The 24,504-nt window shown below is 52.0% G+C and carries 26 protein-coding genes; 6 read left to right on the top strand and 20 right to left on the bottom strand.

Annotated features, from left to right (window positions below; translation table 11 throughout):
• Positions 1-26: 26 nt before the first annotated feature.
• Genes AUMI_RS08095 through AUMI_RS01920 form a run of 3 tightly spaced genes read left to right on the top strand, consistent with a single transcriptional unit; the run spans position 27 to position 1,801 of the window.
• On the top strand, positions 27-224 hold the full coding sequence (locus AUMI_RS08095; protein WP_148664042.1) for a hypothetical protein: 198 nt from the start codon (positions 27-29) through the stop codon (positions 222-224).
• A 59-nt stretch (positions 225-283) separates the two neighbouring features.
• Positions 284-1,156, top strand: coding sequence for a hypothetical protein (locus AUMI_RS08090; protein ID WP_148664041.1), 873 nt, complete (start codon positions 284-286; stop codon positions 1,154-1,156).
• A gap of 24 nt (positions 1,157-1,180) precedes the next feature.
• On the top strand, positions 1,181-1,801 hold the full coding sequence (locus AUMI_RS01920) for a class I SAM-dependent methyltransferase (protein ID WP_096380708.1): 621 nt from the start codon (positions 1,181-1,183) through the stop codon (positions 1,799-1,801).
• On the opposite strand, the gene AUMI_RS01915 is transcribed toward AUMI_RS01920, so the two are convergent.
• From AUMI_RS01915 to AUMI_RS01855, 13 genes are all read right to left on the bottom strand, one after another.
• Positions 1,798-2,205, bottom strand: a complete 408-nt coding sequence (locus tag AUMI_RS01915; RefSeq protein WP_096380706.1) for a hypothetical protein — start codon at positions 2,203-2,205, stop codon at positions 1,798-1,800. The genes AUMI_RS01920 and AUMI_RS01915 overlap by 4 nt on opposite strands.
• Positions 2,198-3,115, bottom strand: coding sequence for a diaminopimelate epimerase (dapF, locus tag AUMI_RS01910; RefSeq protein ID WP_096380704.1), 918 nt, complete (start codon positions 3,113-3,115; stop codon positions 2,198-2,200). Before dapF ends, AUMI_RS01915 begins: the two co-directional genes overlap by 8 nt.
• 9 nt (positions 3,116-3,124) lie before the next feature.
• Positions 3,125-4,054, bottom strand: a complete 930-nt coding sequence (gene miaA, locus AUMI_RS01905) for a tRNA (adenosine(37)-N6)-dimethylallyltransferase MiaA (RefSeq protein WP_096380701.1) — start codon at positions 4,052-4,054, stop codon at positions 3,125-3,127.
• Between the two features lies 1 nt (position 4,055).
• Positions 4,056-5,696 (bottom strand): tRNA (N6-isopentenyl adenosine(37)-C2)-methylthiotransferase MiaB, encoded by a 1,641-nt coding sequence (miaB, locus tag AUMI_RS01900; protein WP_096380698.1) that lies wholly within the window; start codon positions 5,694-5,696, stop codon positions 4,056-4,058.
• Between the two features lie 11 nt (positions 5,697-5,707).
• On the bottom strand, positions 5,708-5,983 hold the full coding sequence (locus tag AUMI_RS01895; RefSeq protein ID WP_096380696.1) for a hypothetical protein: 276 nt from the start codon (positions 5,981-5,983) through the stop codon (positions 5,708-5,710).
• A 111-nt stretch (positions 5,984-6,094) separates the two neighbouring features.
• A complete protein-coding gene (locus AUMI_RS08085) occupies positions 6,095-6,736 on the bottom strand; it encodes a regulatory protein RecX (protein ID WP_148664040.1) in 642 nt (213 codons plus the stop codon).
• A gap of 5 nt (positions 6,737-6,741) precedes the next feature.
• A complete protein-coding gene (gene recA / locus AUMI_RS01885; protein ID WP_096380694.1) occupies positions 6,742-7,833 on the bottom strand; it encodes a recombinase RecA in 1,092 nt (363 codons plus the stop codon).
• A gap of 269 nt (positions 7,834-8,102) precedes the next feature.
• Positions 8,103-8,327 (bottom strand): DUF3046 domain-containing protein, encoded by a 225-nt coding sequence (locus AUMI_RS01880; protein WP_096380692.1) that lies wholly within the window; start codon positions 8,325-8,327, stop codon positions 8,103-8,105.
• A gap of 8 nt (positions 8,328-8,335) precedes the next feature.
• Positions 8,336-8,644: a helix-turn-helix domain-containing protein gene (locus tag AUMI_RS01875; protein ID WP_096380689.1), complete on the bottom strand. Its 309-nt coding sequence runs from the start codon at positions 8,642-8,644 to the stop codon at positions 8,336-8,338.
• Positions 8,645-8,781: 137 nt separating this feature from the next.
• Positions 8,782-9,240, bottom strand: coding sequence for a CinA family protein (locus tag AUMI_RS01870; RefSeq protein ID WP_096380687.1), 459 nt, complete (start codon positions 9,238-9,240; stop codon positions 8,782-8,784).
• Between the two features lie 2 nt (positions 9,241-9,242).
• Positions 9,243-9,812 carry a CDP-diacylglycerol--glycerol-3-phosphate 3-phosphatidyltransferase gene (pgsA, locus tag AUMI_RS01865; RefSeq protein WP_096380685.1) on the bottom strand — a complete coding sequence of 190 codons (570 nt, stop codon included), beginning with the start codon at positions 9,810-9,812 and terminating at the stop codon, positions 9,243-9,245.
• A 9-nt stretch (positions 9,813-9,821) separates the two neighbouring features.
• Positions 9,822-12,539 (bottom strand): FtsK/SpoIIIE family DNA translocase, encoded by a 2,718-nt coding sequence (locus AUMI_RS01860; RefSeq protein ID WP_096380683.1) that lies wholly within the window; start codon positions 12,537-12,539, stop codon positions 9,822-9,824.
• Between the two features lie 118 nt (positions 12,540-12,657).
• Positions 12,658-14,307 (bottom strand): glycoside hydrolase family 13 protein, encoded by a 1,650-nt coding sequence (locus AUMI_RS01855; RefSeq protein WP_096380680.1) that lies wholly within the window; start codon positions 14,305-14,307, stop codon positions 12,658-12,660.
• 168 nt (positions 14,308-14,475) lie between these two features.
• Here AUMI_RS01855 and AUMI_RS01850 point away from each other — a divergent pair, with 168 nt between their 5' ends.
• The gene (locus tag AUMI_RS01850) at positions 14,476-15,387 is read left to right on the top strand and encodes a glycoside hydrolase family protein (RefSeq protein WP_231951796.1); all 912 of its coding nucleotides are present in this window, start codon (positions 14,476-14,478) and stop codon (positions 15,385-15,387) included.
• A gap of 64 nt (positions 15,388-15,451) precedes the next feature.
• On the opposite strand, the gene AUMI_RS01845 is transcribed toward AUMI_RS01850, so the two are convergent.
• From AUMI_RS01845 to thyX, 7 genes are all read right to left on the bottom strand, one after another.
• The gene (locus tag AUMI_RS01845) at positions 15,452-16,282 is read right to left on the bottom strand and encodes a carbohydrate ABC transporter permease (RefSeq protein ID WP_096380675.1); all 831 of its coding nucleotides are present in this window, start codon (positions 16,280-16,282) and stop codon (positions 15,452-15,454) included.
• Complete coding sequence (locus AUMI_RS01840) at positions 16,279-17,151, bottom strand: carbohydrate ABC transporter permease (RefSeq protein ID WP_197702071.1); 873 nt, start codon at positions 17,149-17,151, stop codon at positions 16,279-16,281. Before AUMI_RS01840 ends, AUMI_RS01845 begins: the two co-directional genes overlap by 4 nt.
• Before the next feature lie 107 nt (positions 17,152-17,258).
• Positions 17,259-18,587, bottom strand: coding sequence for an ABC transporter substrate-binding protein (locus AUMI_RS01835; RefSeq protein WP_096380670.1), 1,329 nt, complete (start codon positions 18,585-18,587; stop codon positions 17,259-17,261).
• Between the two features lie 277 nt (positions 18,588-18,864).
• Positions 18,865-19,905: a LacI family DNA-binding transcriptional regulator gene (locus AUMI_RS01830; RefSeq protein WP_096380669.1), complete on the bottom strand. Its 1,041-nt coding sequence runs from the start codon at positions 19,903-19,905 to the stop codon at positions 18,865-18,867.
• A gap of 51 nt (positions 19,906-19,956) precedes the next feature.
• Complete coding sequence (locus AUMI_RS01825) at positions 19,957-21,633, bottom strand: ribonuclease J (RefSeq protein ID WP_096380666.1); 1,677 nt, start codon at positions 21,631-21,633, stop codon at positions 19,957-19,959.
• 71 nt (positions 21,634-21,704) lie between these two features.
• A complete protein-coding gene (gene dapA / locus AUMI_RS01820) occupies positions 21,705-22,682 on the bottom strand; it encodes a 4-hydroxy-tetrahydrodipicolinate synthase (RefSeq protein WP_096380664.1) in 978 nt (325 codons plus the stop codon).
• A gap of 25 nt (positions 22,683-22,707) precedes the next feature.
• Positions 22,708-23,445, bottom strand: coding sequence for an FAD-dependent thymidylate synthase (thyX, locus tag AUMI_RS01815; RefSeq protein WP_096380661.1), 738 nt, complete (start codon positions 23,443-23,445; stop codon positions 22,708-22,710).
• A gap of 76 nt (positions 23,446-23,521) precedes the next feature.
• Between thyX and AUMI_RS01810 the strand changes: the two genes are divergently transcribed.
• Both AUMI_RS01810 and AUMI_RS01805 read left to right on the top strand, forming a co-directional pair.
• The gene (locus tag AUMI_RS01810) at positions 23,522-23,971 is read left to right on the top strand and encodes a TlpA family protein disulfide reductase (protein ID WP_096380659.1); all 450 of its coding nucleotides are present in this window, start codon (positions 23,522-23,524) and stop codon (positions 23,969-23,971) included.
• A complete protein-coding gene (locus tag AUMI_RS01805) occupies positions 23,961-24,497 on the top strand; it encodes a DUF4395 domain-containing protein (protein ID WP_096380657.1) in 537 nt (178 codons plus the stop codon). Before AUMI_RS01810 ends, AUMI_RS01805 begins: the two co-directional genes overlap by 11 nt.
• Positions 24,498-24,504: the final 7 nt, after the last annotated feature.

Here is a 24,504-nt window from a genome sequence, read left to right as displayed (position 1 = left end):
CCCAGGGCTGTGGCTAGGATGTGAGCATGAGCACACAGACTTGCCCACACTGTGGGGCCGCACTTGTGCCTATCGTCTATGGCTTTCCAGCACCGGATGCTTTTGAGCAGGTCTCCAGGGGCGAAATTGTTCTCGGTGGCTGCATGATGTACCCGGGAGCACCCGACGATGGCTGCCCCACAAAGGGATGTGCTGGCCCGGAACTCTTACCCGAAAAGGTGTAACCAAGTACACTTGGAACACGGTCTACGTCCTCACGTGGACTTTTTCTATGAGGAGTACTGTGTCTGCACCAACGCCTAAACCAGCTTCGTCCAAGCTTCCTTGGATCATTGTCAGCGCGCTTGCCGCCGTAATAGTGATTGCATTGGTTGTTTTTGTTGCTGTGTCTAACTCTGCCCCCAAGCCAGAGCCCACAAACACCGGCATTCCCACGGTGACCCCAACTCCTCACCCCACTGCAACACCCACCAAGACTCCCACACCCACGGTGACACCAAGTCCGACGCCGACCCCAACACCTACAAAAACTTCAAGTCCAACTCCTAGCCCCACAGTGACTCCGGTAACAACCTGGGCAGAAAAAACCTATGGAACTTTCTCTCCAGTTAGTCGCCTCAACCAAACCGGAACAAAAGTTGTCGACTTCGGAAACAACATCACTGCGGGTCTGGTCAAAATTGACACCACCAACCTCAGCAACGACTCCTTCACTGTTGAGGTTCTTGCCACCGACAACACGACAGTTATCGACACTCTCGTGGTCAGCGAAGATTCCTACACCGGCACCACAGCTTTTGGTTTGGTTGCAACTGCAGGACAAACTCCAGGTGCTTTGAAAATTACAACCAATCAGAATGTCACGTGGTCTGTTCTGATCTCCCCGATTTCAAGTGCTCCTCAGGGCCCGCTCGCCACTTCTACTGACACGCAGAATGACACGGTTTACCTCCACGGTGGCGGTGCTGCAACATTGCACGCACAAACCTTCACTCCCAACCAAGGCATTGTTGTAACCCAATACTTTGGCCCTTCCGCATCAGCTCTCACTTTGGTGAACTCTCCCACCATGGTTGACCAGCGTGGACCAATTTCTGCTGGACCTTCAGTTGTCACAATCCAGGCCAATGGGTCCTGGAACGTGACTGTTGGCTAGTTTTCTCACCAGTAGCCTGTTCATATGACCGAAAAGAAGACCGAACACTACTTTTCGGCACAACCAGCTGGTGATTTCACTACGAAAGAGATCAAAGTTCGTCTCGCGCACAGTGATTACACCGTCGAGACTGCTGGTGGTATTTTTAGCCCCGATCATATTGATGCCGGGACCGAACAGCTACTGTATAGCGTTCCAACGCCACCTCAAACCGGCAATTTTCTCGATATTGGGTGTGGATGGGGTCCGCTTGCCCTCACGTTGGCGCTAGAAGCCCCTCATGCACATATTTATGCCGTTGATGTCAATCAGCGTGCTCTGGAGCTCACAAGACGCAATGCAGAACGTTTGAGCCTCGATAACATCACCGCCTCAGTGCCAGATCAGATAGATCCCCAACTCAGTTTTGATCTGATGTGGTCGAATCCCCCAATTCGGGTTGGCAAAGCTGAACTACATGCGATTATGCACACCTGGCTTCCTCGCCTGAACATTGGCGGTCAGGCTTATCTGGTTGTGGCAAAACACCTCGGAGCTGACTCTTTTGAGAAATGGCTCAGCAGCAAATTTGCTTCGACACATAGCGTTACACGCGAGGACACCCGAAAGGGTTTCCGCATCATTAACGTGACGCGCGTTTCCTAAGGAATTTGGGGCAGCTGGAGGTCAACTGTTGCCCCCAAGATTGCACACCGCGCTGAGATTCCTACGCCGGAGGCAACCAAGGCACTCACGTCAGGTTGGTTGCCATCCACAATGGATTGAACCTGTGACTTCAAACCGGTGAGTGATTCTTTGAGCTGCTGATCTGTTGCTCCAGAAAGCACCTGATCAAGTTGACTGGGAACGCTCACAATCGCTGTTGGCAAACCGAGGATATCTCCACTGCTAAATGCTGCGTTGAGGGTTTCCCACGTTGTGCTCACAGACTCACATGCTGCTGTGTTCGCGGCTTTATCGTTTGCATCAAAGCTCGGAATTTGATCACAGCCCGTCAATGCAAGTGCAGTAACAATGGCGGTGGTTCCTAAAAGGAGGGACTTAAGCAAGTTCAACAACTCCCGTGTAGATAAGTTCGGCAGGACCAGACAATGCGACGTGTTCGCCTTCCTCAGTGGGGAACATGCGCACGGCAAGCGTTCCTCCGGGAACATCCACTTTCCAGTTATGGGGGGCTCCTTCACCAGCCCAGTGGCGGGTTGCCAGCGCTGCAGCCACAACTCCAGTTCCACACGAGAGAGTCTCCCCCGAACCGCGTTCGTGAACGCGCATGCGGATATGGCCAACACCATCTTTGACCAGCGGGTCACGGGGAACAACCAGTTCCACATTTGCACCCTCAGGAAGTTCTGGCTCTAAACGGGGAGCTTTAGAAAGCTCAGCAGCGTCAAGCTCAGTATCATCAGCAAAAGCGGCAATGACGTGAGGGTTCCCCACGTTTATTCCCAGACCAGGTCGGGCCACGGGAACACCATCAACTTTGACGACGGGTTCACCGCCAGCAAAACTCCAGCGCCCCATATCTACTTGGAAGCTTGCCCCCTGGGCGGTGAGATCCCGGACCCCTGCGCGCGTACCAATGGCGAGAGTTTCGCCAGGATTGATCGCTGTCAGGCCGGTTTCAAGAAGATATTTGGCATAAACCCGTATGCCGTTTCCACACATTTCACTCAGTGAACCGTCTGAGTTGTAGTAATCCATGAACCACTCAGCGGCCAAATCTTCTTCTAGCGCTGCTGCGCCAGCAGGATCTGAAACGATCTGGCCAGGCTCATGTTTGCGATTGAGTTTGCTGCTTTTCACGGCACGAATCACACCGTCTGCACCAATTCCGAAGTGTCGGTCACACAGTGCGGCTATCTGACTAGGAGTCAGCGGTAGTTCACCCTCAGGGTCGGTGTAGAGCACAAAGTCGTTACCTGTGCCGTGACCCTTAGTGAAGTGCAGCGAAATAGCCATGAGTTCAGTTTAAGTGCGAATCTTGTGAAGAACTTCACGAACGTTATGGGGATCACCTGCAGGCAGCCACACAATGTCTGCATATCTCTTGAACCAACTGACTTGTCTGCGGGCATATCTGCGTGTGATGCTCTGTGTTACAGCGATTGCTTCTTCCTGTGTCATTTCACCAGCTAGCTGAGCTAAAGCTTGGGCATACCCAATTGCACGACGGGCTGTTATCCCCTGCTCGATGCCTAAAGGAATCAAACTCTCAACTTCGTCAAGAAGCCCTTCTTCCCACATTCTTTCAACACGTACATCAAGTCTTTTTACGAGGACTTCACGGTCCTCCGCTAATCCAATGATGACCGTGGGCTTCCAATATCGAGTTTCCTCAGGCAATGTGCCCAACGATGCAGTACTACCTGTGACCTCAAGGACTTCCAAAGCTCTGATCACTCGACGGGAGTTCTGAGGATCAATGCGCTCAGCTGCTTCGGGAGCAAGCTCTTTCAGGCGAGCAAAGAGTGGCTTGATGCCCTCTCGCTCATATTCACTTTCAAGGTCTTCACGAACCTGGTCATCATGACCGGGGAATTCGAAATCAAACAGAACACTGCTGACATACAGACCTGATCCCCCAACAAGAATGGCAATGTTTCCACGCGAGTGGATCTCTTCAATGATGTGGCGGGCATGTAGTTGATAATCGGCAACTGCCGCTTCTGTCGTGACATCTAAGACGTCAAACATATGGTGAGGAATCCCCCTGCGCTGTGTTGCAGGGAGCTTGGCAGTTCCAATATTCATTCCAACATAAAGCTGCATTGCGTCTGCATTAACAATCTCAGCGGTAACACCCTGCTCAGCAAGAGCTTGCGCCACATCTAATGAAAGTTCGGTTTTTCCGGTTCCGGTTGCGCCCACAATCGCGATGATTTGGGTGTTACCTGTCACCCTAACGCTGCCCGTCTTCGACGTCGTAAATTGGTGTGGTTGAGACGCGCAGTGCGGGCATACCTAAACCAACAACAGGAATAGAGGTTGAACCCAAGTTCTTCGCACCGCTGGTTGAGGGAACGCCACAACTTTCTGATTGCTCACGATCCCAGGCATCACCAGCAATTGTGCGACGTACCTTGACGGGTGCGCCGGAAGGATCATCTGCAAGAAGGTGGAACGGAGCTGCTTCTGTAATTGTGACCGTGACAACATCTCCAGGGCGTGGGATCTCACTACCTGGGGTCACCTCAAAGTGCACTAGACGTGAATCTTCAGCACGACCGCTCATCCGTTCTGTAGCAGCATCCTTGCGACCTTCACCGTTTGCTACGAGGACGTTCACTTCGCGACCAATTTGCTTCTTGTTTTCTTGCCACGCGATGTCATTTTGAAGTTCAACTAATCGCTCATATCGCTCCTGAACAACAGCTTTAGGGACTTGATTGTCCATCTCAGCAGCAGGTGTCCCGGGGCGTTTGGAGTATTGGAAAGTGAACGCAGTTGCGAATCGTGCCTCACGAACCACACGAAGTGTTTCCTCAAAATCTTCATCGGTTTCACCTGGGAAACCAACAATGATGTCCGTGCTAATTGCCGCATGAGGCATCGCTTCACGAACACGTTGCAAGATACCCAAGAACTTGTCACTGCGATAGCTACGGCGCATGGCTTTCAAAATTGCATCTGAGCCAGATTGCAGCGGCATGTGGAGCTGAGGCATGACGTTGTGTGTTTCCGCCATCGCAGCAATCACATCATCGGTAAAGGCAGCAGGGTGAGGGCTTGTGAACCGCACTCGTTCTAAGCCGTCAATCTCTCCGCAGGCACGAAGCAGCTTGGCAAAAGCCCCCTTGTCGCCAAATTCAACACCATAGGTGTTGACGTTCTGACCGAGCAAAGTGACCTCAATGGCCCCTTGGTCAACTAACGCCTTGACCTCGTTGAGGACTTCCCCAGGACGCCGATCGCGTTCTTTACCGCGCAAGCTGGGCACGATGCAGAAGGTGCATGTGTTGTTGCATCCCACAGAAATGGATACCCACCCCGAATAGGTTGAGTCACGCTTGGTAGGAAGGGTTGAGGGGAAGGTTTCGAGAGATTCCAGAATTTCCAGTTCGGCCTTGCTGTTGTGGCGTGAGCGCTCCAACAAGCCTGGCAGTGAGCCCATGTTATGGGTACCAAAGACAACATCGACCCAGGGTGCTTTTTTGAGAACGAGAGCTTGATCTTTTTGAGCAAGACACCCGCCTACTGCGATCTGTAACCCCTTGTGCTTCTCCTTGACACGAGCTAAGTGCCCGAGGTTTCCATAAAGCTTGTTATCCGCGTTTTCGCGCACGGCACAGGTGTTTATGACAACGACATCAGGTTGTGGCGAGCTAGCACTTCGCTTGAGGTCAGGATCAGCTTCCGCTTCGGCTGCTAAATCAAACTTGATGTATCCAGCTGCTTCCATAGCTCCGGCAAGACGTTCACTATCGTGAACGTTCATCTGGCAGCCAAATGTTCGTACCTCATAGGTACGCCGACGACCAGATTCATCAACAGCCGCTTCAGAGACGGGGATGAATGTGGGAGCTTCACTTGGACTGGACATAGGAGTCCAGTTTACTTTGCCGAGTTTGGTCCCATGTAATGGGCCCACAGAGCTGCCAGCCCCCAGAGAACACCAACATATCCAGCTGCGTAGCTAGCAAACATCCAGGGTGTAGCGACCTCTGAAGGAAGTACGGCTGCAACAACACCGAGTACAACACACAGCACGCCGCAGATAATCACAGCAACGACGTTTCGCTTTTTTGCTTTCAAACGTGCAGCTTGTTGTTTGGGCGTAAGAGGTTTTGCAGGAGTTTCAGTTTGTTCTTCTGGAGTGGGATCAAACATAGTTTCTACTTCCTGCGACGATAGCCCCATGTGATGTACACGATGATGACAAGTAATGCGGCAACGACCGCATAGGGGCTGTTGAGAATATCATTGAGCACTCTTGAAAGCTTAGGACCTAGAACTCAAAGCTTGTTTACACGCCGCACGAACTATGTCTCCGGAATATCCCCGCCTACTGAGAAACCCAACCAATCGGCGTTCTGCCGTAACATCGTCAAGTCGTGAAAATTGGCGAACTCTCTGTAAGGCAAGTTCAGTAGCTTTGTGTAATTCGTCATCGTCGTCTATAGATTCCACGGCAGCGCTAATCAGTGCAGTTGAGATTCCTCGTTGACGCAACTCTCTGGTAATTACGCTTTTACTTTTGCCATTGCGCTCGCTCAGTCGAGAAGCAAGCTCATGCGCTAATCGTTCATCGTTGAGATAGTTCAAACGCTCGCATTTGGCTACCAATTCGGCCGCATCCGCTTCAGGGGCATCCTTACTAGCAAGCCACTGTTGCACCTCAAACACAGACATGTCCTGTGAGTTGAGTTTTCTGAGCAAACTCTGCTCCAGCGCATCAAGATCCAAACCTGCCGCAGAAACTTCTTCTGGTTCCTCAACCTCTGTAAACAAAATTGCACTCAAACGAGACACCCCTTCAGGAACATCGTGTGAGTTAGCCGTTGCCTCACCTGCATTCACAGGTGAGGCAACGGGCTGATTCTCTTCTGGATTAACCCAGGGTAAGAATGTGACGTTTGTCACGAAACTCAGGCTCCCTTACGGACCTCTTCGAGTGCCTCGAAGTCTGGTTCGACCTCGGTGGCAGTAGCGGCTGCTTCAACAGCAGCAGCTTCCGCAGCAGCAGCACCAACACCGAGCTTTGCAAGGATCTTCTGTTCGATTTCTAGCGCCACTGCAGGGTTTTCGATCAGGAAGTTACGAGAGTTTTCTTTACCCTGACCAAGCTGGTCTGCTTCGTAGGTGTACCACGCTCCAGACTTCTTGACGATTCCGTGATCGACGCCAAAGTCCAAAAGGCTTCCTTCACGAGAGATACCAGTCCCGTAAAGAATGTCGAATTCAGCTTGCTTGAAGGGTGGGGCCATCTTGTTCTTGACGACCTTGACGCGAGTACGGTTACCGACGGCATCGGTACCATCCTTCAGGGTTTCAATGCGGCGAATATCCAGACGCACGGAAGCATAGAACTTCAATGCCTTACCACCAGCAGTGGTTTCTGGGCTTCCAAAGAACACACCAATCTTCTCGCGTAGCTGGTTGATGAAGATCATGGTTGTGTTGGTGGAGTTCAATCCACCGGTGAGCTTACGCAGCGCCTGAGACATCAAACGTGCCTGCAGACCCACGTGAGAGTCTCCCATTTCGCCTTCAATTTCAGCGCGAGGAACCAAAGCAGCGACGGAGTCTATGACGATGAGATCAATAGATCCTGAGCGGACAAGCATGTCTGCAATCTCAAGTGCTTGTTCACCAGTATCAGGCTGCGAAACAAGAAGAGCATCAATATCAACACCAAGCTTCTTGGCGTATTCAGGGTCGAGTGCGTGTTCAGCGTCGATAAAGGCGGCGATGCCGCCCTGCTTCTGCACATTCGCAATAGCGTGCAGTGTCAGTGTGGTTTTACCGGATGACTCTGGACCGTAAATCTCGACGATACGGCCACGAGGAAGTCCCCCGATACCGAGAGCAACATCAAGTGCAATTGATCCTGTCGGAATCACCTCGACGGGAGCGCGTTCGTCGCTTCCCAGGCGCATGACGGAACCTTTACCGAACTGGCGGTCAATTTGGGCTAGTGCTGTTTCTAGTGCTTTTTCGCGGTCAGCGGCGGATGCCATGGCCGTCTCCTTTACATATCGAGGGTGATTCGCCTATCGGCTGCCGTGCTACTCCTCCGCTACCGACCGGCCGGTGAAGGCGGGGCGGGCGCTGCGGGGCGCTTACGACAAGGCGGATGCTCCTATTCGGACGTATTTCACCGTAGAAGTAGCCACGGACATTAACTGCCTGTGGTGCTTCTTCGGGGATAACACGTGCAAACAAGTGCATGTGTAGGAGACTAGCCGTTTTCGAATACATATTCGAACAAATGTCGGCGTGTTGGAAATTACTTCTTAGGCTCGGGTAAACCGACTCCATACCAGCGTGACTCGGGAACGTCAGCCGCTTTGACAAGGGCTAACCATACGGAACGTGCAGGAATCCCCTTACGCAGAGCCTCCGCAGCCGTTTGTGAACCCAGTTCAGACAACACCAAGTCATTGACTAAGACACGTCCATATGCCTCACCGAACTCGTCTGAGACGGCGCGCCAAAATTCGCTGAGGCGCACAAAAACTACTAGCGAGTAGCTACGAAATCGTTGACGAACTCGTCGGGAACAGTGTCCGGGATTGCGCGCATAGGCTCAATACCTTCAATGACTGCTAAACGATCGCCCACTTCACGCATAATTTGTGAAATTGGAGTGTCCAGAGCATCTGCCACAGCGGCAAGAATCTCAGAACTCGCTTCTTTTTGCCCGCGTTCGACCTCACTCAGATACCCAAGTGCAACGCTAGCCTTGCTCGCAACCTGTCGCAGTGTGCGACCTTTCTGCAAGCGGTAGTCGCGCAGAACATCGCCGATTTCCTGTCGAACAAGAATCATGGTGCCTCCCTACGCTGGTGAACCTGTCGGTTCCTCTTCATCTACATCACTATGTTAGTCACTCAAACCTGAAAACAAGATGTGAGTCTTCTTGTATCAACTTAGGTTACGCGAGATTTATTCCCAGAGAATGACACCTAATTTACGTGCCTCGCAAGAAGCGCTAGTGCAGCTTGAACAGTGAGTGCGCGGATTTCATTTCTCGTGCCCTCAAAATGGTGTTCTTCTATAGTTTCACTCCCCTGCCCCACGCAGGCAATAAAGACAGTCCCTACCGCGACACCGCCTTGTGAATCTGGTCCAGCAACCCCGGTAGTTGCAAGCCCGATGTCTGCTGAGAGTTTGTTGGCAACACCGACAGCCATCAGTTTGGCGACTTTCGAATCAACGGGACCACGCTGCTCAAGAAGAGCACTGTCAATGCCTAACAACTCATGTTTGAGATCAGTCGCGTAGGCAACAATGCCGCCACGAAAGACCACGGATGCGCCGGGAACTTCGGTAAGACGAGCTGCAAGCAGGCCACCGGTCAAAGATTCGGCAACTGCAACAGTGATTCCTCGCTGGGTGAGGCGCTGGATGAGCTCAGAGGTCATGACTAGTCCTCTTGAGTAGCGAGTTTCTTTGTTTGCCGGCGGGCGTCAAGAAGATAGTCGACACCCGTCCAAACCGTGATGATGGTGGCTGCAGACATCAAGATTGTGTTTAACACATCAGCAGCAGTGCCCATAAAGATTTGAAGAGGAAGCAACGCGCAAGTAATGGCAACAAACTGAGTAATTGTCTTTATCTTGCCGCCGCGTGAGGCGGGGATGACACGATCGCTGAGTACGGCAAATCGATATACCGTGATGCCAATTTCGCGAAGCAGAATCAGGCCGGTGACCCACCAGGGAAGTTCACCCAGCATTGAGAGTGTTATCAGTGCGCCGCCGGTAAGTACTTTGTCTGCAATGGGGTCAAGAAGCTTCCCGAAATCACTGACCACGTTGTATTTACGAGCAAGGTAGCCATCTATTCCATCCGTCGCCATGCCAAAAACAAAAAGTCCGGCACCCCACCACCGCAGAGGAGAGTTCACGTCATCACCTGCAGTCAGGAGCATCCAGATAAAAACCGGCGCAAAAAAGATGCGAACAATGGTGATGATGTTCGGTACGTGCTTCATAGCTTCAGGCTAGTCCCGGCCTGTGAGTTGCCATGCATCTTCATTGCCGTCATCCCCATCAACTTCCTCATGGCCTGACGTCATGGCTGTGACAGGATCCTGCCCGTAAGGGTCTACTGAAGCCATCACAGTGACGTTTCCCGTGGGAGCTGCTGCAGGGGGAGCATCCTCGCCGCGGAGAGTGGCTAGAACACCAGCAAGCTGTTCCTGAGAAACCAAAACATCTCGAGCCTTGGACCCTTCAGAAGGACCAACGATGCCCCGGCTTTCCATTAGATCCATCAAACGGCCAGCTTTTGCGAAACCAACGCGAAGTTTGCGTTGCAACATTGATGTCGAACCAAACTGCGTGGAGACGACAAGCTCAACAGCTTGAAGCAGTACGTCGAGGTCATCGCCGATGTCTGCATCGATTTCTTTGCGCTCTGCTGCTGCCGCAACATCCTGACGGTATTCAGGTCGAGCTTGTCTAGTGACATGGGTGACAACTTTGTGGATTTCCTCTTCCGAGACCCAAGCACCCTGAACTCGAATGGGCTTATTGGCACCCATGGGCAGGAATAGTGCATCGCCTTGCCCGATGAGCTTGTCTGCACCCGGCTGGTCGAGAATAACGCGTGAGTCTGTAACGCTGGTTACCGCAAACGCTAGACGTGAGGGAACATTTGCCTTAATCAAACCAGTAACCACATCTACCGAGGGTCGCTGGGTTGCCAACACCAAGTGAATTCCAGAAGCACGTGCAAGTTGAGTAATACGCACCACGGAATCCTCTACATCACGTGGTGCGACCATCATGAGGTCAGCGAGCTCATCAACAACGACGAGGAGATAAGGATAAGGACGCAGTTCTCTCTCACTACCGGGGGGCAGAACGATGTCATTGTTGATAACGGCGCGGTTGAAATCATCGATGTGACGGAACCCAAAACTTGCCAGGTCGTCGTAACGCATATCCATCTCTTTTACGACCCACTGAAGAGCTTCTGCAGCTTTTTTGGGGTTTGTAATGATGGGGGTAATCAGGTGCGGAACACCGGCATAGGGGGCTAATTCGACGCGTTTAGGGTCTACAAGAACCATGCGCACCTCTGCGGGAGTTGACCGCATCAAGATGCTGGTGATCATGGAGTTGACGAAGCTTGACTTACCAGAACCGGTTGAACCAGCCACCAACAGGTGAGGCATTTTGGCCAAGTTGGCAACAACAAAGCCGCCCTCAACGTCTTTACCCACGCCAATGGTCATAGGGTGCTCACTGGAGGAGGAAGCGTTAGAGCGCAAAACGTCACCCAACGTGACGATTTCTCTGTCCGTGTTTGGAATCTCTATACCAATGGCACTCTTGCCAGGTATCGGCGAAAGAATGCGCACCTCATTAGAGGCAACTGCATAGGAGAGATTCTTCGACAGTGCAGTGACGCGTTCGACCTTCACACCAGGTCCAAGTTCAATCTCGTAGCGTGTCACTGTTGGTCCACGACTAAATCCGGTGACGGTGGCGTCTACTGCGAATTGCTTAAGTACTTCTGTGATTGCCCTGACAGCCTCATCATTTGCTGCAGAACGAGTCTTTGCTGGCGCGCCTGCGGATAACGAGTTGGCCGGAGGTAGGCGGTACACGGCAGGTGGCGCCTGAGGAGCCGCAACACGAGGGACAACAGATTCATCAACACCCGCCTCTTCAGCGGTAGCGGCAACAATCGCTACCGGAGCTGTAGAGACGTTGTCCTGAGAAGCCACAGAGTCTGGATCTGTGACGACCTCACCGGTATGGAATGCGCGCACTGCTTGTTCGGCGTTGGCAAGTTCTTCAATGATGTCCACATCTGACATCTCTCGGGTGGCTGCTAAATCAACTGCATGTGCCGCAGGATCAGTTATCACCGGAGTATCAAAGGCTGCTTCAGTTTCACGCTTGCTCGCGTTTCTGCGCCACCAGGGCAACGAAGACGCCTCAACTGGATCAAGCTCGAGAATCTCAATTGAGCCTGTTTCTTTGCTTTCAGACTCAGCTTGTGAACCAAAAAGATACGCATACAGTTCACGTAAGCGAGCACCGATGCGGTTTGGTGGAGTCTTGGTAATGATCAGCAGTGACAGCACAATGAGCGCAATCATCACGACAACAGCACCTACCGGAGTAATGATGAGCGCTAACGGAGCCGCGATGACCCAGCCCAAAACGCCACCTGCATCTGCCAGGGCAGCAAGTCCTTGAGAAGGATCTGGTTGACCGCCGAAAATTTGCGCCAAACCAGAAGATGCCATCAGAAGCAGGAATACCCCAACACCGATGCGGTTGTTGTCATTGACCGAGCTTGGATGACGAAATAGCCACATTGCCATCAGCAGCATCACTACCGGAAGGGCATAGGCAATCCGGCCAAATAATCCACCAAATGTCCAGTCGTTGATGGTTTGGGCAATCTCATTGTTGGGCAGGAACCACTGCGTAATTGCACCAATTACCGCTAAAACAACTAGCGTGAATGGCACGCCATCACGACGTTCTTCTTTAGAAAACTTTTCCGGGCCCAGCATGCGTGCAGCACCACCAGCTAGATGAGCCATGCTCATCCAGAGCCACGCGATACCGGTGTACTGGCTTCCTCCGTTGGAGGACGTTGATCGACTACCCGATGCAGGCTGAGACTTCTTGCTGCTCGAGGTACGCGAACGAGAGCCGCCACTACTGCGACCACGCGATTGAGAGCCTGAAGCCATGCCCTCAAAACTACGCGAGGGCACCGACTTTTCCCCGTATTACGGGCGAGTGTTCAGATATACGAATGGCCTGTAATCACGTGAATTACAGACCATTCGAACGGAGGGAGGGAACCCCTTATTCTGTGATCCAGGCTGTGGCGTTGCCGGGTAGCTTGCCATCAACCAGGGGTGCACTAGTGAGTTGAACCGAGCCCGCAGGAAGAGCGATTGGCTTCTTCCCGAAGTTTGTAATGTTGTGCCAACCGTTAGGGCGGACGAAGTGAACAACCTTGCGTTTGCTGTCAACAAACTCAAGATTTTCATCGGTCAATAACTCCTTGCGAAGTTTCAGTGCTGCCCGATAGAGCTTGAGTGTTGAGTCTTCTTGCGCTTCTTCGAACTCGACCGAGTAACCTGCAAACCAAGCAGGCTGAGGTAGGTGAGCTGATCCTGTTCCAAAACCAAAAGAAGAACCGCCCTTTTCCCATGGGAGAGGTACACGGCAACCGTCGCGACCTTTTCGGGTCTTGCCATCACGCAACCAGATTGGGTCCTGAAGCACCTGCCCTGGCAGATCAGCTACTTCGAACAGGCCGAGCTCTTCACCCTGATACATGTAAGTGCTGCCTGGAAGAGCCAACACAAGCATAGTGGCTGCCCGGGCGCGGGATAGGCCTAGCTCACGGTCCAGCTCTGGGCTCGTTCCATCTGTCATCACCCATTTTTCATAATCTGTCTTTTTGGGCAGACCGTAGCGTGTTGCGTGACGAATCACGTCATGGTTGGAGAGTACCCATGTCGAAGAAGATCCAGATTTTTCTGATAAATCAAGGTTGAACTCGATGCTCTTCTTAAACTTTCTTGCAGACCATGGAGCCGCCAACAAATCAAAGTTGAAAGCCTGGCCGAGAGTTTCTGGACTGGCATATCGTGGGCGCCGGGCTGCTGGTACCCATGCTTCAGCCACAGCAACACGTGGTGGGTCATAGGAATTGAAGATTTCACGCCATCCCCTGTAAATTTCCATCACATCATCACGGTCAAAGAGATGATGCGAGCCGTCAAGGGGGATGTGCTTGACGTCGTAGTTTTCGATGTAGGGGTAAGGCTCCGACATGTCCTTTTTGAGGGCATGTGCTACATCGATGCGGAATCCGTCTACGCCGCGGTCAGACCAAAAACGCATGGTCTTTTTGAAGTCATCAATGACCTCTTGGTTATCCCAGTTGAAGTCAGGTTGCTCTGGAGCAAAGAGGTGAAGATACCACTGTCCTGGAGTTCCATCAGGGTTCGTAGTGCGCGTCCAAGCAGTTGGTCCGAAGTGTGAAGGCCAGTCATTGGGTGCAAGCTCACCATTTTCCCCCTTGCCATCGCGGAAGATGTAGCGGTCCCGAGCAGCAGATCCGGGTTCGGAAGCAAGGGCTTCCTGGAACCACACGTGCAGGTCAGATGAGTGGTTTGGGACAACGTCAACAAAAACACGAATCCCCTTGGAGTGATATGCCTTGATCATCTCGTCGAAGTCAGCAAGTGAACCAAGCTTGGGATCAACATCACGATAGTCAGCAACGTCGTATCCGCCATCTGCAAGTGCAGAGGGATAAAAAGGGCTCAGCCAGATGGCATCAACGCCCAGTTCTGCGATGTAGTCAACCTTGGAAGTAATTCCCTTAATGTCCCCAAGACCATCACCGTTGGAGTCTTTGAATGATCGTGGGTATACCTGATAAACCACTGCCTGACGCCACCAGTTCTCATCTCCGGCGAGGAAAACTGAATCTGACATATGAACTACTTTCCGTTGAAAACTCGTGCAGAAAACTGATGTGTAGCAAACTATCGACGCGCGTCGATATTATCGAGGATACTTGATGAAACGCAATGAATCACAATCATTTGACACACAGTTTCGGATTTATTTTTCACCCCTGCCCAACACAGAAAGAAAATGCGTATGATTTCGCGAGAACATGAATGGATTTGGGACTCGTGGTACGTCGTAGACGACGAAACGCTCCATGCTTTTTATCTCATGGCACCAAAATCCCTCGGAAATCCAGACCTCAGGCACATCAATGCGAGGGTTGGACATTCCATCTCACAGGATGGATATTCCTGGACGCACCTACCTGAAGCACTCGGTCCGTCCCACGCAGAAAGCTTTGATAACCAAGCCATTTGGACCGGGAGCATTGTCAAAGACAAAAACATTTGGCACATGTTCTACACGGGAATCAACACCAGCACCAAAGAAAAACGTCAAGCTCTCGGCCACGCCGTTTCTGATGACCTCACAACGTGGAAACGCGTCAGCGACTCCCCGATACTCTCAGCTGCAGCCCCATACGCACTTCTGGGCAATGAGAGTGATGGCGCAGAACACTTCCGTGATCCCTGGGTCTTTTTCCACAACAACTCATGGCACATGCTCATCACAGCAAGCGACGAAGATGGCTGGGGCACAGTGGCTCATGCGACCTCTCCAGATTTAGAAACCTGGCAGCTCAAAGAACCTCTGATTGCAGATAGTCAATTTAGACAGTGTGAAGTGACTGAAACCATCCAAATAGATGGTGAATGGTTCCTCTTTTTCTGCATGGGGCCACGTGATGTGGAACGCCCTGGAATTGCACAAGGATTCGGCACATATTGCGTTCCGGCTGCAGGGCCACTAGGCCCTTTCGATCTGGATCGAACGACCCTTATTGCAGATGAAATTTATGCTGCCCGCGTGGTGGAGTTTAAGGGCGAGTGGCTACTTCTTGGCTTTGTTGACACAGGTAACCCCGGAGGCTTTACCGGCGTGATATGTGACCCTATCAAGCTCGAACGCTCCTCCGAAGGATTGATTAATCGCGTCAGTTGATGCCAGATAGGGAATGGGCCCCAACGACTGATGTCGTTGGGGCCCATTCTCGTGTGAACTGAAATTACTTCACTGCACCTGCAGAGATACCAGAAATGATTCTCTTTTGCATGAGGAAGTAGAAAATCAGAATCGGAATGATAGAGAGCAGAAGACCTGCCATGGCAAGACCGTAGTCGGAGGTGTACTTTCCATAGAAGACGAAGGTACGCAGCGGAAGAGTCTTCTGGTCGGAATCAATCAAAACCACTGATGGCAAGAGGAAGTCGTTCCACACCCAAAGAGCGTTGATGATGGCAACAGTTGCCGTGACAGGTCCCAACATCGGGAAGATGATCTTCCTAAATGTTTTGAACGGAGAAGCACCATCAATAGCTGCAGCTTCATCAAGTTCATAGGGGATGTTAGAAATAAACCCGTGATACAAGAAGGTGGATAGCGCAACACCAAAGCCCACATAGAAGAATGCGATGGTTATCTGGTTGCCGGGAAGGTTCAACCCACGCTCTCCGAAAAGACCAACGAAAGGAATCATTAGTGCTTGGAAGGGCACAATCATCGATGCCACCAGAACGAGGAATGTGATCGCAGAGAACTTAGTCTTCGAACGTGAGAGGTAATAGGCCAGCATCGATGAGGTAATGATGATGGCAACAACACTGATGATCGTAATGATCAACGAGTTAGTTAGAGCTTGCCAGTAGCCCATTTTCTTGATGGCATCAGTGAAGTTTTCCCACTGCCACTCAACAGGAAGAGAAAGAGGGTCGTTCAGTACCGCACGCTTTTCTTTGGCGGAGTTAAGAAGTACCAAAAGAAAAGGGAACGCATAAATCACGGCCAGCACACTGGCAAAGATGAAGAAGAAGATGTTAATACGTTTTGCGCGTTTCATCGCTGGACCTCCATCCTCTTAGAAATGACGACTTGTGTGAGAGCAGCAATCGCGATAACTACGAACATGATGATTGCTTGGGACTGGCCAGCGGTGAAGTTACCGTAGCCAAAAGCTTCACGGAACACATGAAGCGATATCAACTCTGTGGTTCGGTATGGCCCACCACCAGTCAACGCAAGGTTGAGGTCGTACGCCATAAAGGCGTTACGGATGGTCAAGAACAGAGAGATGGTGAATGCCTGAGCCATCAGGGGAAGCTTGATATAGTACAACGTTTGTGCGTTGCTGGCTCCATCGATGAAGGAGGCCTCAAGAACATCTTTTTCGATACTCATCAACGCAGTGACGTAAATGATCATCATGTAACCAGACATCTGCCACACGGTCACAATAACCATTGCCCAGAATGCGGTGGTTGTATCGAGAAGCCAGTTTTTTTCAAAGAGAGGAATCCCGGATGCCTTGGCCATGACTGGCAGGGCTTGACCGAAGATGAACTGCCAGATAAGACCGAGGATAACTCCACCGATGAGGTTAGGCACAAAGAATGTGGTGCGCAGGATATTGACACCGCGCAGAGGGATTGTCACTAGCAGAGCGAGACCGAATGCTACGACGTTAACGAGAACGAGTGAAGCCGCCACATAGGCAACAGTCAGGCTGAGAGACGCCCAGAAAGATTCGTTTTGGAAGGACTGGATGTAGTTGTCGAAACCGACGAACTTCGTGACATCGAAGCCATTCCAGTCAGTGAAGCTGAAGTAGAGTCCGCGAGTGAAAGGGACTACAAGTACGAGGGTGAAGATGGCCAGCGGAATCAGTGCGAACACCGCAAAACGCTTAATTTCTTCTGTACGTCTTCTCATCTTCATTGACCTTAGCTGTGAGGGCGAGTTGCCCGGGGCCCCAAGGCCCCGGGCAACTCTTTTACCACTGTAGTTAGATTAGGGGATTCCTAATCAGAGAAGAAGTGTTACTTCTTCCAGGCTGCTTCGAGCTCTGCAGCGAATGCAGCGCGGTCGATCTGGCCGTCGTAGTACTTCTGAGCTGCAGCACCGTATGCGTCCTGCAGACCAGCTGGGTAAGCGCTGTTGACCCACTGCAGAGTCTTACCTGCAGCGATGTACTTCGCGATTTCCTGTGCCATGTAGGTGGTTGGCTGTACTTCAAAGCCCTCGTAAACGGGGATGAAGTTCATGCCATCCTTCTCAACTGGACCAGCCCAGAATGCCTGACCCTCAGGAGTGGTGAGGAACCAGGTCAGAACGGCAATAGCGGACTTTTGCTGTGCTTCGGTGGACTGCTCGGTGTCGATCATGATGTAGAAAGGAACACCAACGGAGATGTTCTCGTTCGCAGCCGAACCAGCGTTGTCGTTGATTGGCAGAGGCATGATGCCGAATTCACCATCAGGAGTGGTGGTGAGGAGGTTTGGCTCTGCCCAGTTACCCATGAACCAGAAAGCGGACTGTCCGGTTGCAAGGTTCTCAACAGCGACGTCGTAGTCAGAGTCAGCGATGGTTGCGGTGTCAATGGTGTTTGCCTTCAGAAGGTCGAAGGTGTCCAGCCAGTTGATGAATGCAGGGTCATCCATGAGTGACTTGCTACCAGCAGTCAGCTCGTCGAGAACAGCAAGCTGTCCTTCAGCGGTGTCAGCTGCGTTTGCGTGGTAAACGTTGGTGAGGTGAGCACCGAGTGACCACCACAGACCGGAGAAGTGCATTGGTGAAACACCAGTTGCCTTCACTGCTGCGAATGCGTTAGCGAGGTCAGAGCGGGTCTTGATTGCTGCAGGGTCTACACCAGCTGCGTCAAGAACTGCCTTGTTGTAGAGAAGTCCGAAAGCTTCAGCAGTAACGGGGATACCAACCTGCTTGCCATCGATGTTTGCTACGTCAAGAGTTCCAGGAGCTGCGAGCTCAGCCAGAGGCTGACCGGTCCAGTCCATAACCTTGTCTGCCATGTCAGGAAGTTCCTGGAGAGCAGTCATGATGGTTGGTGCTTCACCAGCTTCGTACATGGTGGTGACGGTCTGGAGGAATGGCTGGTCAGGAGACTCAACGATGGTTACGGTGGTGCAATCGGTGTTAGTTGCGTTGTAGGTGTCGATTGCGTTGGTGAACTGGTCCTGGATCTCAACCTTGATGGTTCCAAGCCATGTGATGTCGGTTACTTCCTTGCAGTCCTTGAAGTTAGGGTTGCTGGAATCGCTTGTTGCACATCCGCTCAGCATGAGGGAGGCGGCAACAGCAGTAACAGCAATACCGGCAACGGCTGCTTTCTTACGGCTAAAAACTGCCATAGTTTTTTCCTTTCGTAGCGAAGGTGTTTACGGCCTCAATCCCCCGAAGGGTTTCTCTCGCTTTCACGAGTGGTGAGTAAGACCGTGTACTTTCCTTCTTCTGTGATTACCTATCTCATTGGTGGCCTTGCGGTCACGCAACATCTTTGGTGCTTCTAGGTTCGACGCGCGTCGTCGACGCGCGTCGATAGAGAGAAATCTATCGCGTATTACTGAGCTCTGTCTACAAATTTCGGGCAATTTCTTGATTTGTAACCAAAATGTGATTCTGCAGTTCTCAACGAGAGGGCGAAGCCGTGCTTCCGCGATCAACAAAGTGAGGGGCAGACAAGTGTTGAAGAACAGATTTGGTGTCCCCGTTCAGACGTGCAACTAAATACTGTCCGGCCATACGTCCCAAATCCTTGCCCTCCACACCGATGGTACTTTGAGCAGGAACGGTAAGGTTTGCGGCAATTTCTGAAAGACCCAGAGACATGATGGATATGTCCCGTGGAATTTCAAGCCCATGTGTGGCAATTACCTCAAGAGCACCAATCATGGCTGGTTCGTTGAACCCAATCACCGCGGTCACTTCAGGATTATCTTTGAGAAGCTCCGTCATCGCCGCACGTCCTGCACGAATAGTTGCTGGCATATGTTTCATATACAAGCTGACTCCAGCACGGCGTGCTTCTTCTTTCATACCCGATTCAGTTCTGACCGCAGGTCCATATCCTGCCGCGACCAACTCATCCCCAATACCGATAAACCCAACATGTTTGTGCCCGAGATCTACCAGATGGCGAATTGCCATGGGACCCCACTGTGAAAAGTCAGCATCTACATAGGTCAAATTATCTGAATAATCTGTTCTACCAATGAGACAAAAAGGCATACCTGCCTGCTCCAGCACATCAACGCGAGGGTCATCGGCGCGGACCTCCATGAGGAGAACACCCTCGACGAGTCCCTGGTTGACAATCTTCGTCAGAGAATCAATATCTTCCACAGCGTTCGGCCACAGCAGAAGTTGGTAACCCTCCTCAGAAACGGCCTCATTAGCAGCTTGAACATATTCGAAGTCTGTTTCGTTAAATCCACGCTCTCCGACGGGGAAAAGCAACGCAAGAATTCCAGATTTTTTTCCGGCGAGCGCCTGAGCCATGGCATTAGGGACATAGCCCAGTTCCTCCATGGCTGCAAAAATACGTTCTCTCGTTTGCTCACCAATAGGCCTCACACCTGTCAGCGCGTAACTCACAGTGCTCTCCGAAACACCTGCTAGCCGCGCAACGTCTGCGCGGGTAGCCTGCTTTGGCTTGACTGGTGTTGGCATGTCAACAGCATAAACCTTGTCGTCGACACGCGTCGACTACTTATTCGACAATTAGGCCTCAATGACGAGAGGAATAATCATGGGGCGGCGTCTATAGCTCTTGGACACCCACTGGCCAACAGTTCGTCGAATGACCTGCTGCAAAGAATGCGTGTCACGAACACCGTTATGCGCGGCCTCTTGCAGAGCTCTCGCAATAGCGGGTTTAATTTCATCAAAGACAGCATCATCTTCAGCGAAGCCCTTGGCGTGAATCTCCGGCCCAACGATGATCTTGCCTGTGGCAGGGTCAACCACCACGATGATGGAAATAAATCCTTCCTCAGCAAGGATGCGTCTGTCCTTGAGATCGTTATCGGTAATTTCGCCCACGCTAGAACCGTCGACGTAGACATATCCGATATCGAGCTGGCCTACTACTCGGGCAATTCCACCCTTGAGGTCAATGACTGTTCCATCCTCACCCAGGATGGTGCGGTGTGCATCTACGCCTGAATCAATAGCAAGGTTGGCGTTCGCCACCAAGTGACGGTATTCGCCGTGCACGGGAAAAACGTTCTTGGGTTGCAAGATGTTGTAGCAGTAAAGCAACTCCCCTGCTGCCGCGTGGCCTGAAACATGCACCTTGGCATTGCCCTTATGGACAACTTTGGCACCAAGTTTTGTCAACCCATCAATAACTCTGAAGACTGCATTCTCATTGCCGGGTATCAAACTTGACGCAAGAATCACGGTGTCCCCAGGTCCCACCTCAATCTGATGCTCCAGGTTTGCCATGCGAGCTAGTACCGCCATGGGTTCACCTTGAGAACCAGTGGACATGTACACCAAGCGGTCATCGGGAAGCTCTGCAGCCTTCTTGGCATCGATAATGGTTCCCTCTGGAACCTCGAGATAACCAAGTTCGGCCGCAATGCCCATGTTGCGCACCATTGAGCGCCCCATCAAAACAACGTGTCGGTTGTTGGCCACAGCAGCATCAATGACCTGCTGGACACGGTGCACGTGAGACGAAAAGCTGGCCACAATAACGCGGCGCTGTGAACGATGAATCACACTCTCCAAAACAGGACCAATGTCACGTTCTAGCGGAGTAAATCCGGGAACATCCGCATTCGTTGAATCCGGCAGGAACAGATCAACACCTTCTTCACCGAGACGGGCAAATGCACGAAGGTCGGTCAGGCGGCCATCAAGAGGAAGTTGATCCATCTTGAAGTCACCTGTGTGAAGAACAAGACCTGCTTCTGAGCGAATAGCTACCGCAAGCGCATCAGGAATCGAGTGATTGACCGCAACGAATTCGAGTTCGTAGGGACCGAACTGTTCCTTATCCCCCTCTCTGACTTGAAGCGTGTATGGCTGAATGCGGTGCTCTTTGAGCTTGGCTTCAATCAACGCAAGCGTGAGGCTAGAGCCCACCAGAGGAATGTCATTTTTCAAACGCAACAGATAAGGAACAGCACCAATGTGATCCTCATGCCCATGCGTGAGAACAATGGCAAGGATGTCATCCATGCGGTCACGGATGTAGCTGAAGTCAGGAAGGATGAGGTCCACACCTGGCTGGGTCTCTTCAGGAAAAAGAACACCGCAATCCACGACGAGAAGCTTGCCGCCCAGTTCATAGACGGTCATGTTGCGACCGATTTCACCCACTCCTCCGAGCGGGACAACGCGCAGCGTTCCAGGTTCTAAAACATGTGGGTCAAATAATTCGTTAGGCATATTCCTCTTACGAGTGTGAGTCTGTAAAGACTCGTATTCACGCCCTGGCGGTTGCCCTGACGAGTGTGGCGCTACCGTGTAGTGCCGGCGATTTTGGGCAATGCTCCACCTGCGGCGGCATTGCGATCTGGACGGAAGTTAGAGAAATCAACACCCTCGATTGCTCCAACGAGTGCAATCTCGTCTTCAATCTTTGCTGCTTCCCACTCTTCAGGACCAACAAGTGGCAGACGAACACGGGGGCTACCAATTCTGCCCAAACCGTGGAGAACATATTTAGCGGCAACAGTTCCAGGCACGTGCGTCATGATTGCACGCACCAGAGGCTCCAACGCCATGTGTTGCTGAGTTGCCGCAGTGAGGTCACCGCGATTCACCGCATCCACCATTGCCCGGTAAGGAGCGGGGGCGACGTTGGCGGTGACACCAATCAAGCCGGAAGCTCCGATAGCCATGTGAGGTAGGACGTTTGCGTCATCTCCCGAGAAGTACAACAGGTCAGTCTGGTTGAGCACTCGGCTTACCTCGCTGAAGTCCCCCTTGGCATCTTTGACTGCAACGATGTTGGGGTGCTTGGCCAAACGCAGGATGGTTTCGTACTGAATCTGGATACCCGCACGACCTGGGATGTCATACATGATGAAGGGCAGGTCAGTAGCGTCAGCAACCATGCGGAAGTGAGTCAGCACACCGGCTTGAGTGGGCTTGTTGTAATAGGGCGTGACGGCCATGATGCCGTCAGCACCAGCCTTGGCACTCTTCTTAGCAAGTTCTATCGCGTGCGCTGTCTCGTTAGAGGGACCACCCATGATGATCTTGGCGCGATTGCCGGCAACATTCTTACCAACCTCTACAAGCTTGACCTTCTCATCGTCTGTCAAGGTGCTCGTTTCACCGGTGGTTCCCGTGACGACTATGCCGTCTGCACCGTTGGAAACAACATGGTCGATGTGCTTTTCAACATCGTTCCAGTCGACTTCACCGTCTGCAGTGAAGGGAGTTACGAGCGCGACAAGGACCTGTCCGAAGGGGTTTTCTGCTGTAGCCACAAATTAAGCGTATCGCTGGAGCGGATTACGGCGAAACGCGGCCGTGCTCATTGAACGCCGCATAGGTCAGTGGCATGAGCTTTGCCCACTCGTCTTCCATCTTTTCAGCGACCATTTCAATCTCTCGCTGAGGGAAGGAGGGGAAGTGTGTACCTTCACGCTTAGTCCGCAACGAAAGGAAGTTCATCAACGAACGGGCGTTCATGGTGACGTACATCGAAGAGTATGTCGCTACCGGCAGAACGCCACGTGCAACCTCACGAGCAATACCTGCTTCGAGCATGCGCTCGTACTCTTGGTACGCAACAGAGACGGCATGAATAGTTGCTTCACGGGTGAGGGCAGCTTGTTCCGCAGTCCCAGGAACGAAGTCATATGCACCTGGTTTACCCACCTGAATGAGGTTACGGGCTGGAGCTGGAACATAGAACACGGGGTTGAGTTCACGATAACGTGCAGACTCTTCGTTGTACGAAGCAATACGGTGACGCATAAATTCGCGGAAGACAAAGATGGGTGCCTGCACATAAAAAGTCATCGAGTTGTGCTCAAAAGGTGAGCCGTGGCGATCACGCATCAGATAGTTGATGAGGCCCTTGTCACGCTTTTCATCCTCTGCACGTGACTCAGGAGTGTGCATGGACTCTTCGAGAGTCTGCTCCCCCTGGGTCGATACACGTGCCGCAAAAAGCACATCAGAGTCATGGGCGCTCGAGCGCACCAATTCAACAGTTACATCTGAACGAAATTCAATCTCAGCCACGGATAAAACCTTACCCGTCGTCACGTTACGTCATACTCGGCACGACGAAGATAAAGAGAAATAGTCTTTAACCACCATGGATCTCTCACTCATTCTGCTGCTTATCGGCGGACTCGTTGTGGTCTCGACCGCAATAGGTTTTCTCGTCAAAGCAACTGAGGGGCGTGCCAAGAAACAAGATGGCTTGACCCGAGTGAACCCCGCGAACCTGGGCGAAGGTATCCAGTTTGGAAAAATCGGAACCCTTCTTCAATTCAGCTCTGAATTTTGCACAAAGTGCCCAGGGACACGAAAATACCTAGCTCAGGTTGCCGCACAATACCCGGGTGTTGCTCATGTGGATGTGGACCTGACCCATCGGCAAGATCTCGCTCAACAGTTCAATATTCTCCAAACCCCTACAACCTTCATCCTCGATGACAGTGGTGCTATCGCCGCTCGCATTGGAGGATCTCCCCGACCCGAGGCAGTAATCTCTGCCTTAGAAATCGCTATCAAGAGAGAGCACGACAGCTATGTCATCTAAGAAGCCCAACCCGCTGGCTGCTAAGCCTGGAACCCAAGGCATTGATCCACGTGGCCCCCGCTTTGGTGCCACCCTCACCCTGATTACGCTCACCGTTGAGCTCATATTGTTACTCGCAAACCCCGGAGCACTTTCTGCGAGCAATTCTGTATTCCAAAATCTGTTCACACCGGCTGGTTTACTGCTTGCGTACATCACCGTCATTTTTGCCATTGGTGCGTTTGCCGGTATTTCCAAGCACCCTTATGGCGCTATTTTCAAAGCAGCAGTTCGACCACGTCTATCTGCGCCGGAAGAGCTTGAAGACCCAAAGCCACCAACCTTCGCTCAACTCATTGGTTTCATCATTTCCCTGGCAGGCTTGGTCTTTGCTGTGCTGGGCATCACTACTGGCGCAGTAATCGCCGTAGCCTTTGCCTTCGTCGCCGCATTCTTGAACTCGGTTTTTGGATACTGCCTGGGATGCCAAATCTATGTTCTGCTCGTTCGCGCAGGTATCGTGGGACGCGGAGGCGCATCCGCGTAACTCGAAA

Source organism: Aurantimicrobium minutum (assembly GCF_002355535.1).
Taxonomy (GTDB): Bacteria; Actinomycetota; Actinomycetes; order Actinomycetales; family Microbacteriaceae; genus Aurantimicrobium; species Aurantimicrobium minutum.
The sequence above is the reverse complement of the archived record's forward strand: the minus strand, read 5'-3'. Positions and strand labels throughout refer to the sequence as shown.

What these genes read in the sequence shown, in the direction of transcription:
- AUMI_RS01830 (WP_096380669.1), bottom strand. Translation starts at nt 19,905, where the DNA reads ATGCCAACACCAGTCAAGCCAAAGCAGGCTACCCGCGCAGACGTTGCG.
- AUMI_RS01835 (WP_096380670.1), bottom strand. Translation starts at nt 18,587, where the DNA reads ATGGCAGTTTTTAGCCGTAAGAAAGCAGCCGTTGCCGGTATTGCTGTT.
- AUMI_RS01895 (WP_096380696.1), bottom strand. Translation starts at nt 5,983, where the DNA reads ATGTTTGATCCCACTCCAGAAGAACAAACTGAAACTCCTGCAAAACCT.
- recA (WP_096380694.1), bottom strand. Translation starts at nt 7,833, where the DNA reads ATGGCATCCGCCGCTGACCGCGAAAAAGCACTAGAAACAGCACTAGCC.
- AUMI_RS01875 (WP_096380689.1), bottom strand. Translation starts at nt 8,644, where the DNA reads ATGATTCTTGTTCGACAGGAAATCGGCGATGTTCTGCGCGACTACCGC.
- AUMI_RS01825 (WP_096380666.1), bottom strand. Translation starts at nt 21,633, where the DNA reads ATGCCTAACGAATTATTTGACCCACATGTTTTAGAACCTGGAACGCTG.
- miaB (WP_096380698.1), bottom strand. Translation starts at nt 5,696, where the DNA reads ATGTCCAGTCCAAGTGAAGCTCCCACATTCATCCCCGTCTCTGAAGCG.
- AUMI_RS01850 (WP_231951796.1), top strand. Translation starts at nt 14,476, where the DNA reads ATGATTTCGCGAGAACATGAATGGATTTGGGACTCGTGGTACGTCGTA.
- AUMI_RS01805 (WP_096380657.1), top strand. Translation starts at nt 23,961, where the DNA reads ATGTCATCTAAGAAGCCCAACCCGCTGGCTGCTAAGCCTGGAACCCAA.
- AUMI_RS01860 (WP_096380683.1), bottom strand. Translation starts at nt 12,539, where the DNA reads ATGGCTTCAGGCTCTCAATCGCGTGGTCGCAGTAGTGGCGGCTCTCGT.
- AUMI_RS01810 (WP_096380659.1), top strand. Translation starts at nt 23,522, where the DNA reads ATGGATCTCTCACTCATTCTGCTGCTTATCGGCGGACTCGTTGTGGTC.
- AUMI_RS01870 (WP_096380687.1), bottom strand. Translation starts at nt 9,240, where the DNA reads ATGACCTCTGAGCTCATCCAGCGCCTCACCCAGCGAGGAATCACTGTT.
- AUMI_RS01845 (WP_096380675.1), bottom strand. Translation starts at nt 16,282, where the DNA reads ATGAAACGCGCAAAACGTATTAACATCTTCTTCTTCATCTTTGCCAGT.
- AUMI_RS01840 (WP_197702071.1), bottom strand. Translation starts at nt 17,151, where the DNA reads ATGAGAAGACGTACAGAAGAAATTAAGCGTTTTGCGGTGTTCGCACTG.
- AUMI_RS01855 (WP_096380680.1), bottom strand. Translation starts at nt 14,307, where the DNA reads ATGTCAGATTCAGTTTTCCTCGCCGGAGATGAGAACTGGTGGCGTCAG.
- AUMI_RS01920 (WP_096380708.1), top strand. Translation starts at nt 1,181, where the DNA reads ATGACCGAAAAGAAGACCGAACACTACTTTTCGGCACAACCAGCTGGT.
- AUMI_RS08095 (WP_148664042.1), top strand. Translation starts at nt 27, where the DNA reads ATGAGCACACAGACTTGCCCACACTGTGGGGCCGCACTTGTGCCTATC.
- pgsA (WP_096380685.1), bottom strand. Translation starts at nt 9,812, where the DNA reads ATGAAGCACGTACCGAACATCATCACCATTGTTCGCATCTTTTTTGCG.
- dapF (WP_096380704.1), bottom strand. Translation starts at nt 3,115, where the DNA reads ATGGCTATTTCGCTGCACTTCACTAAGGGTCACGGCACAGGTAACGAC.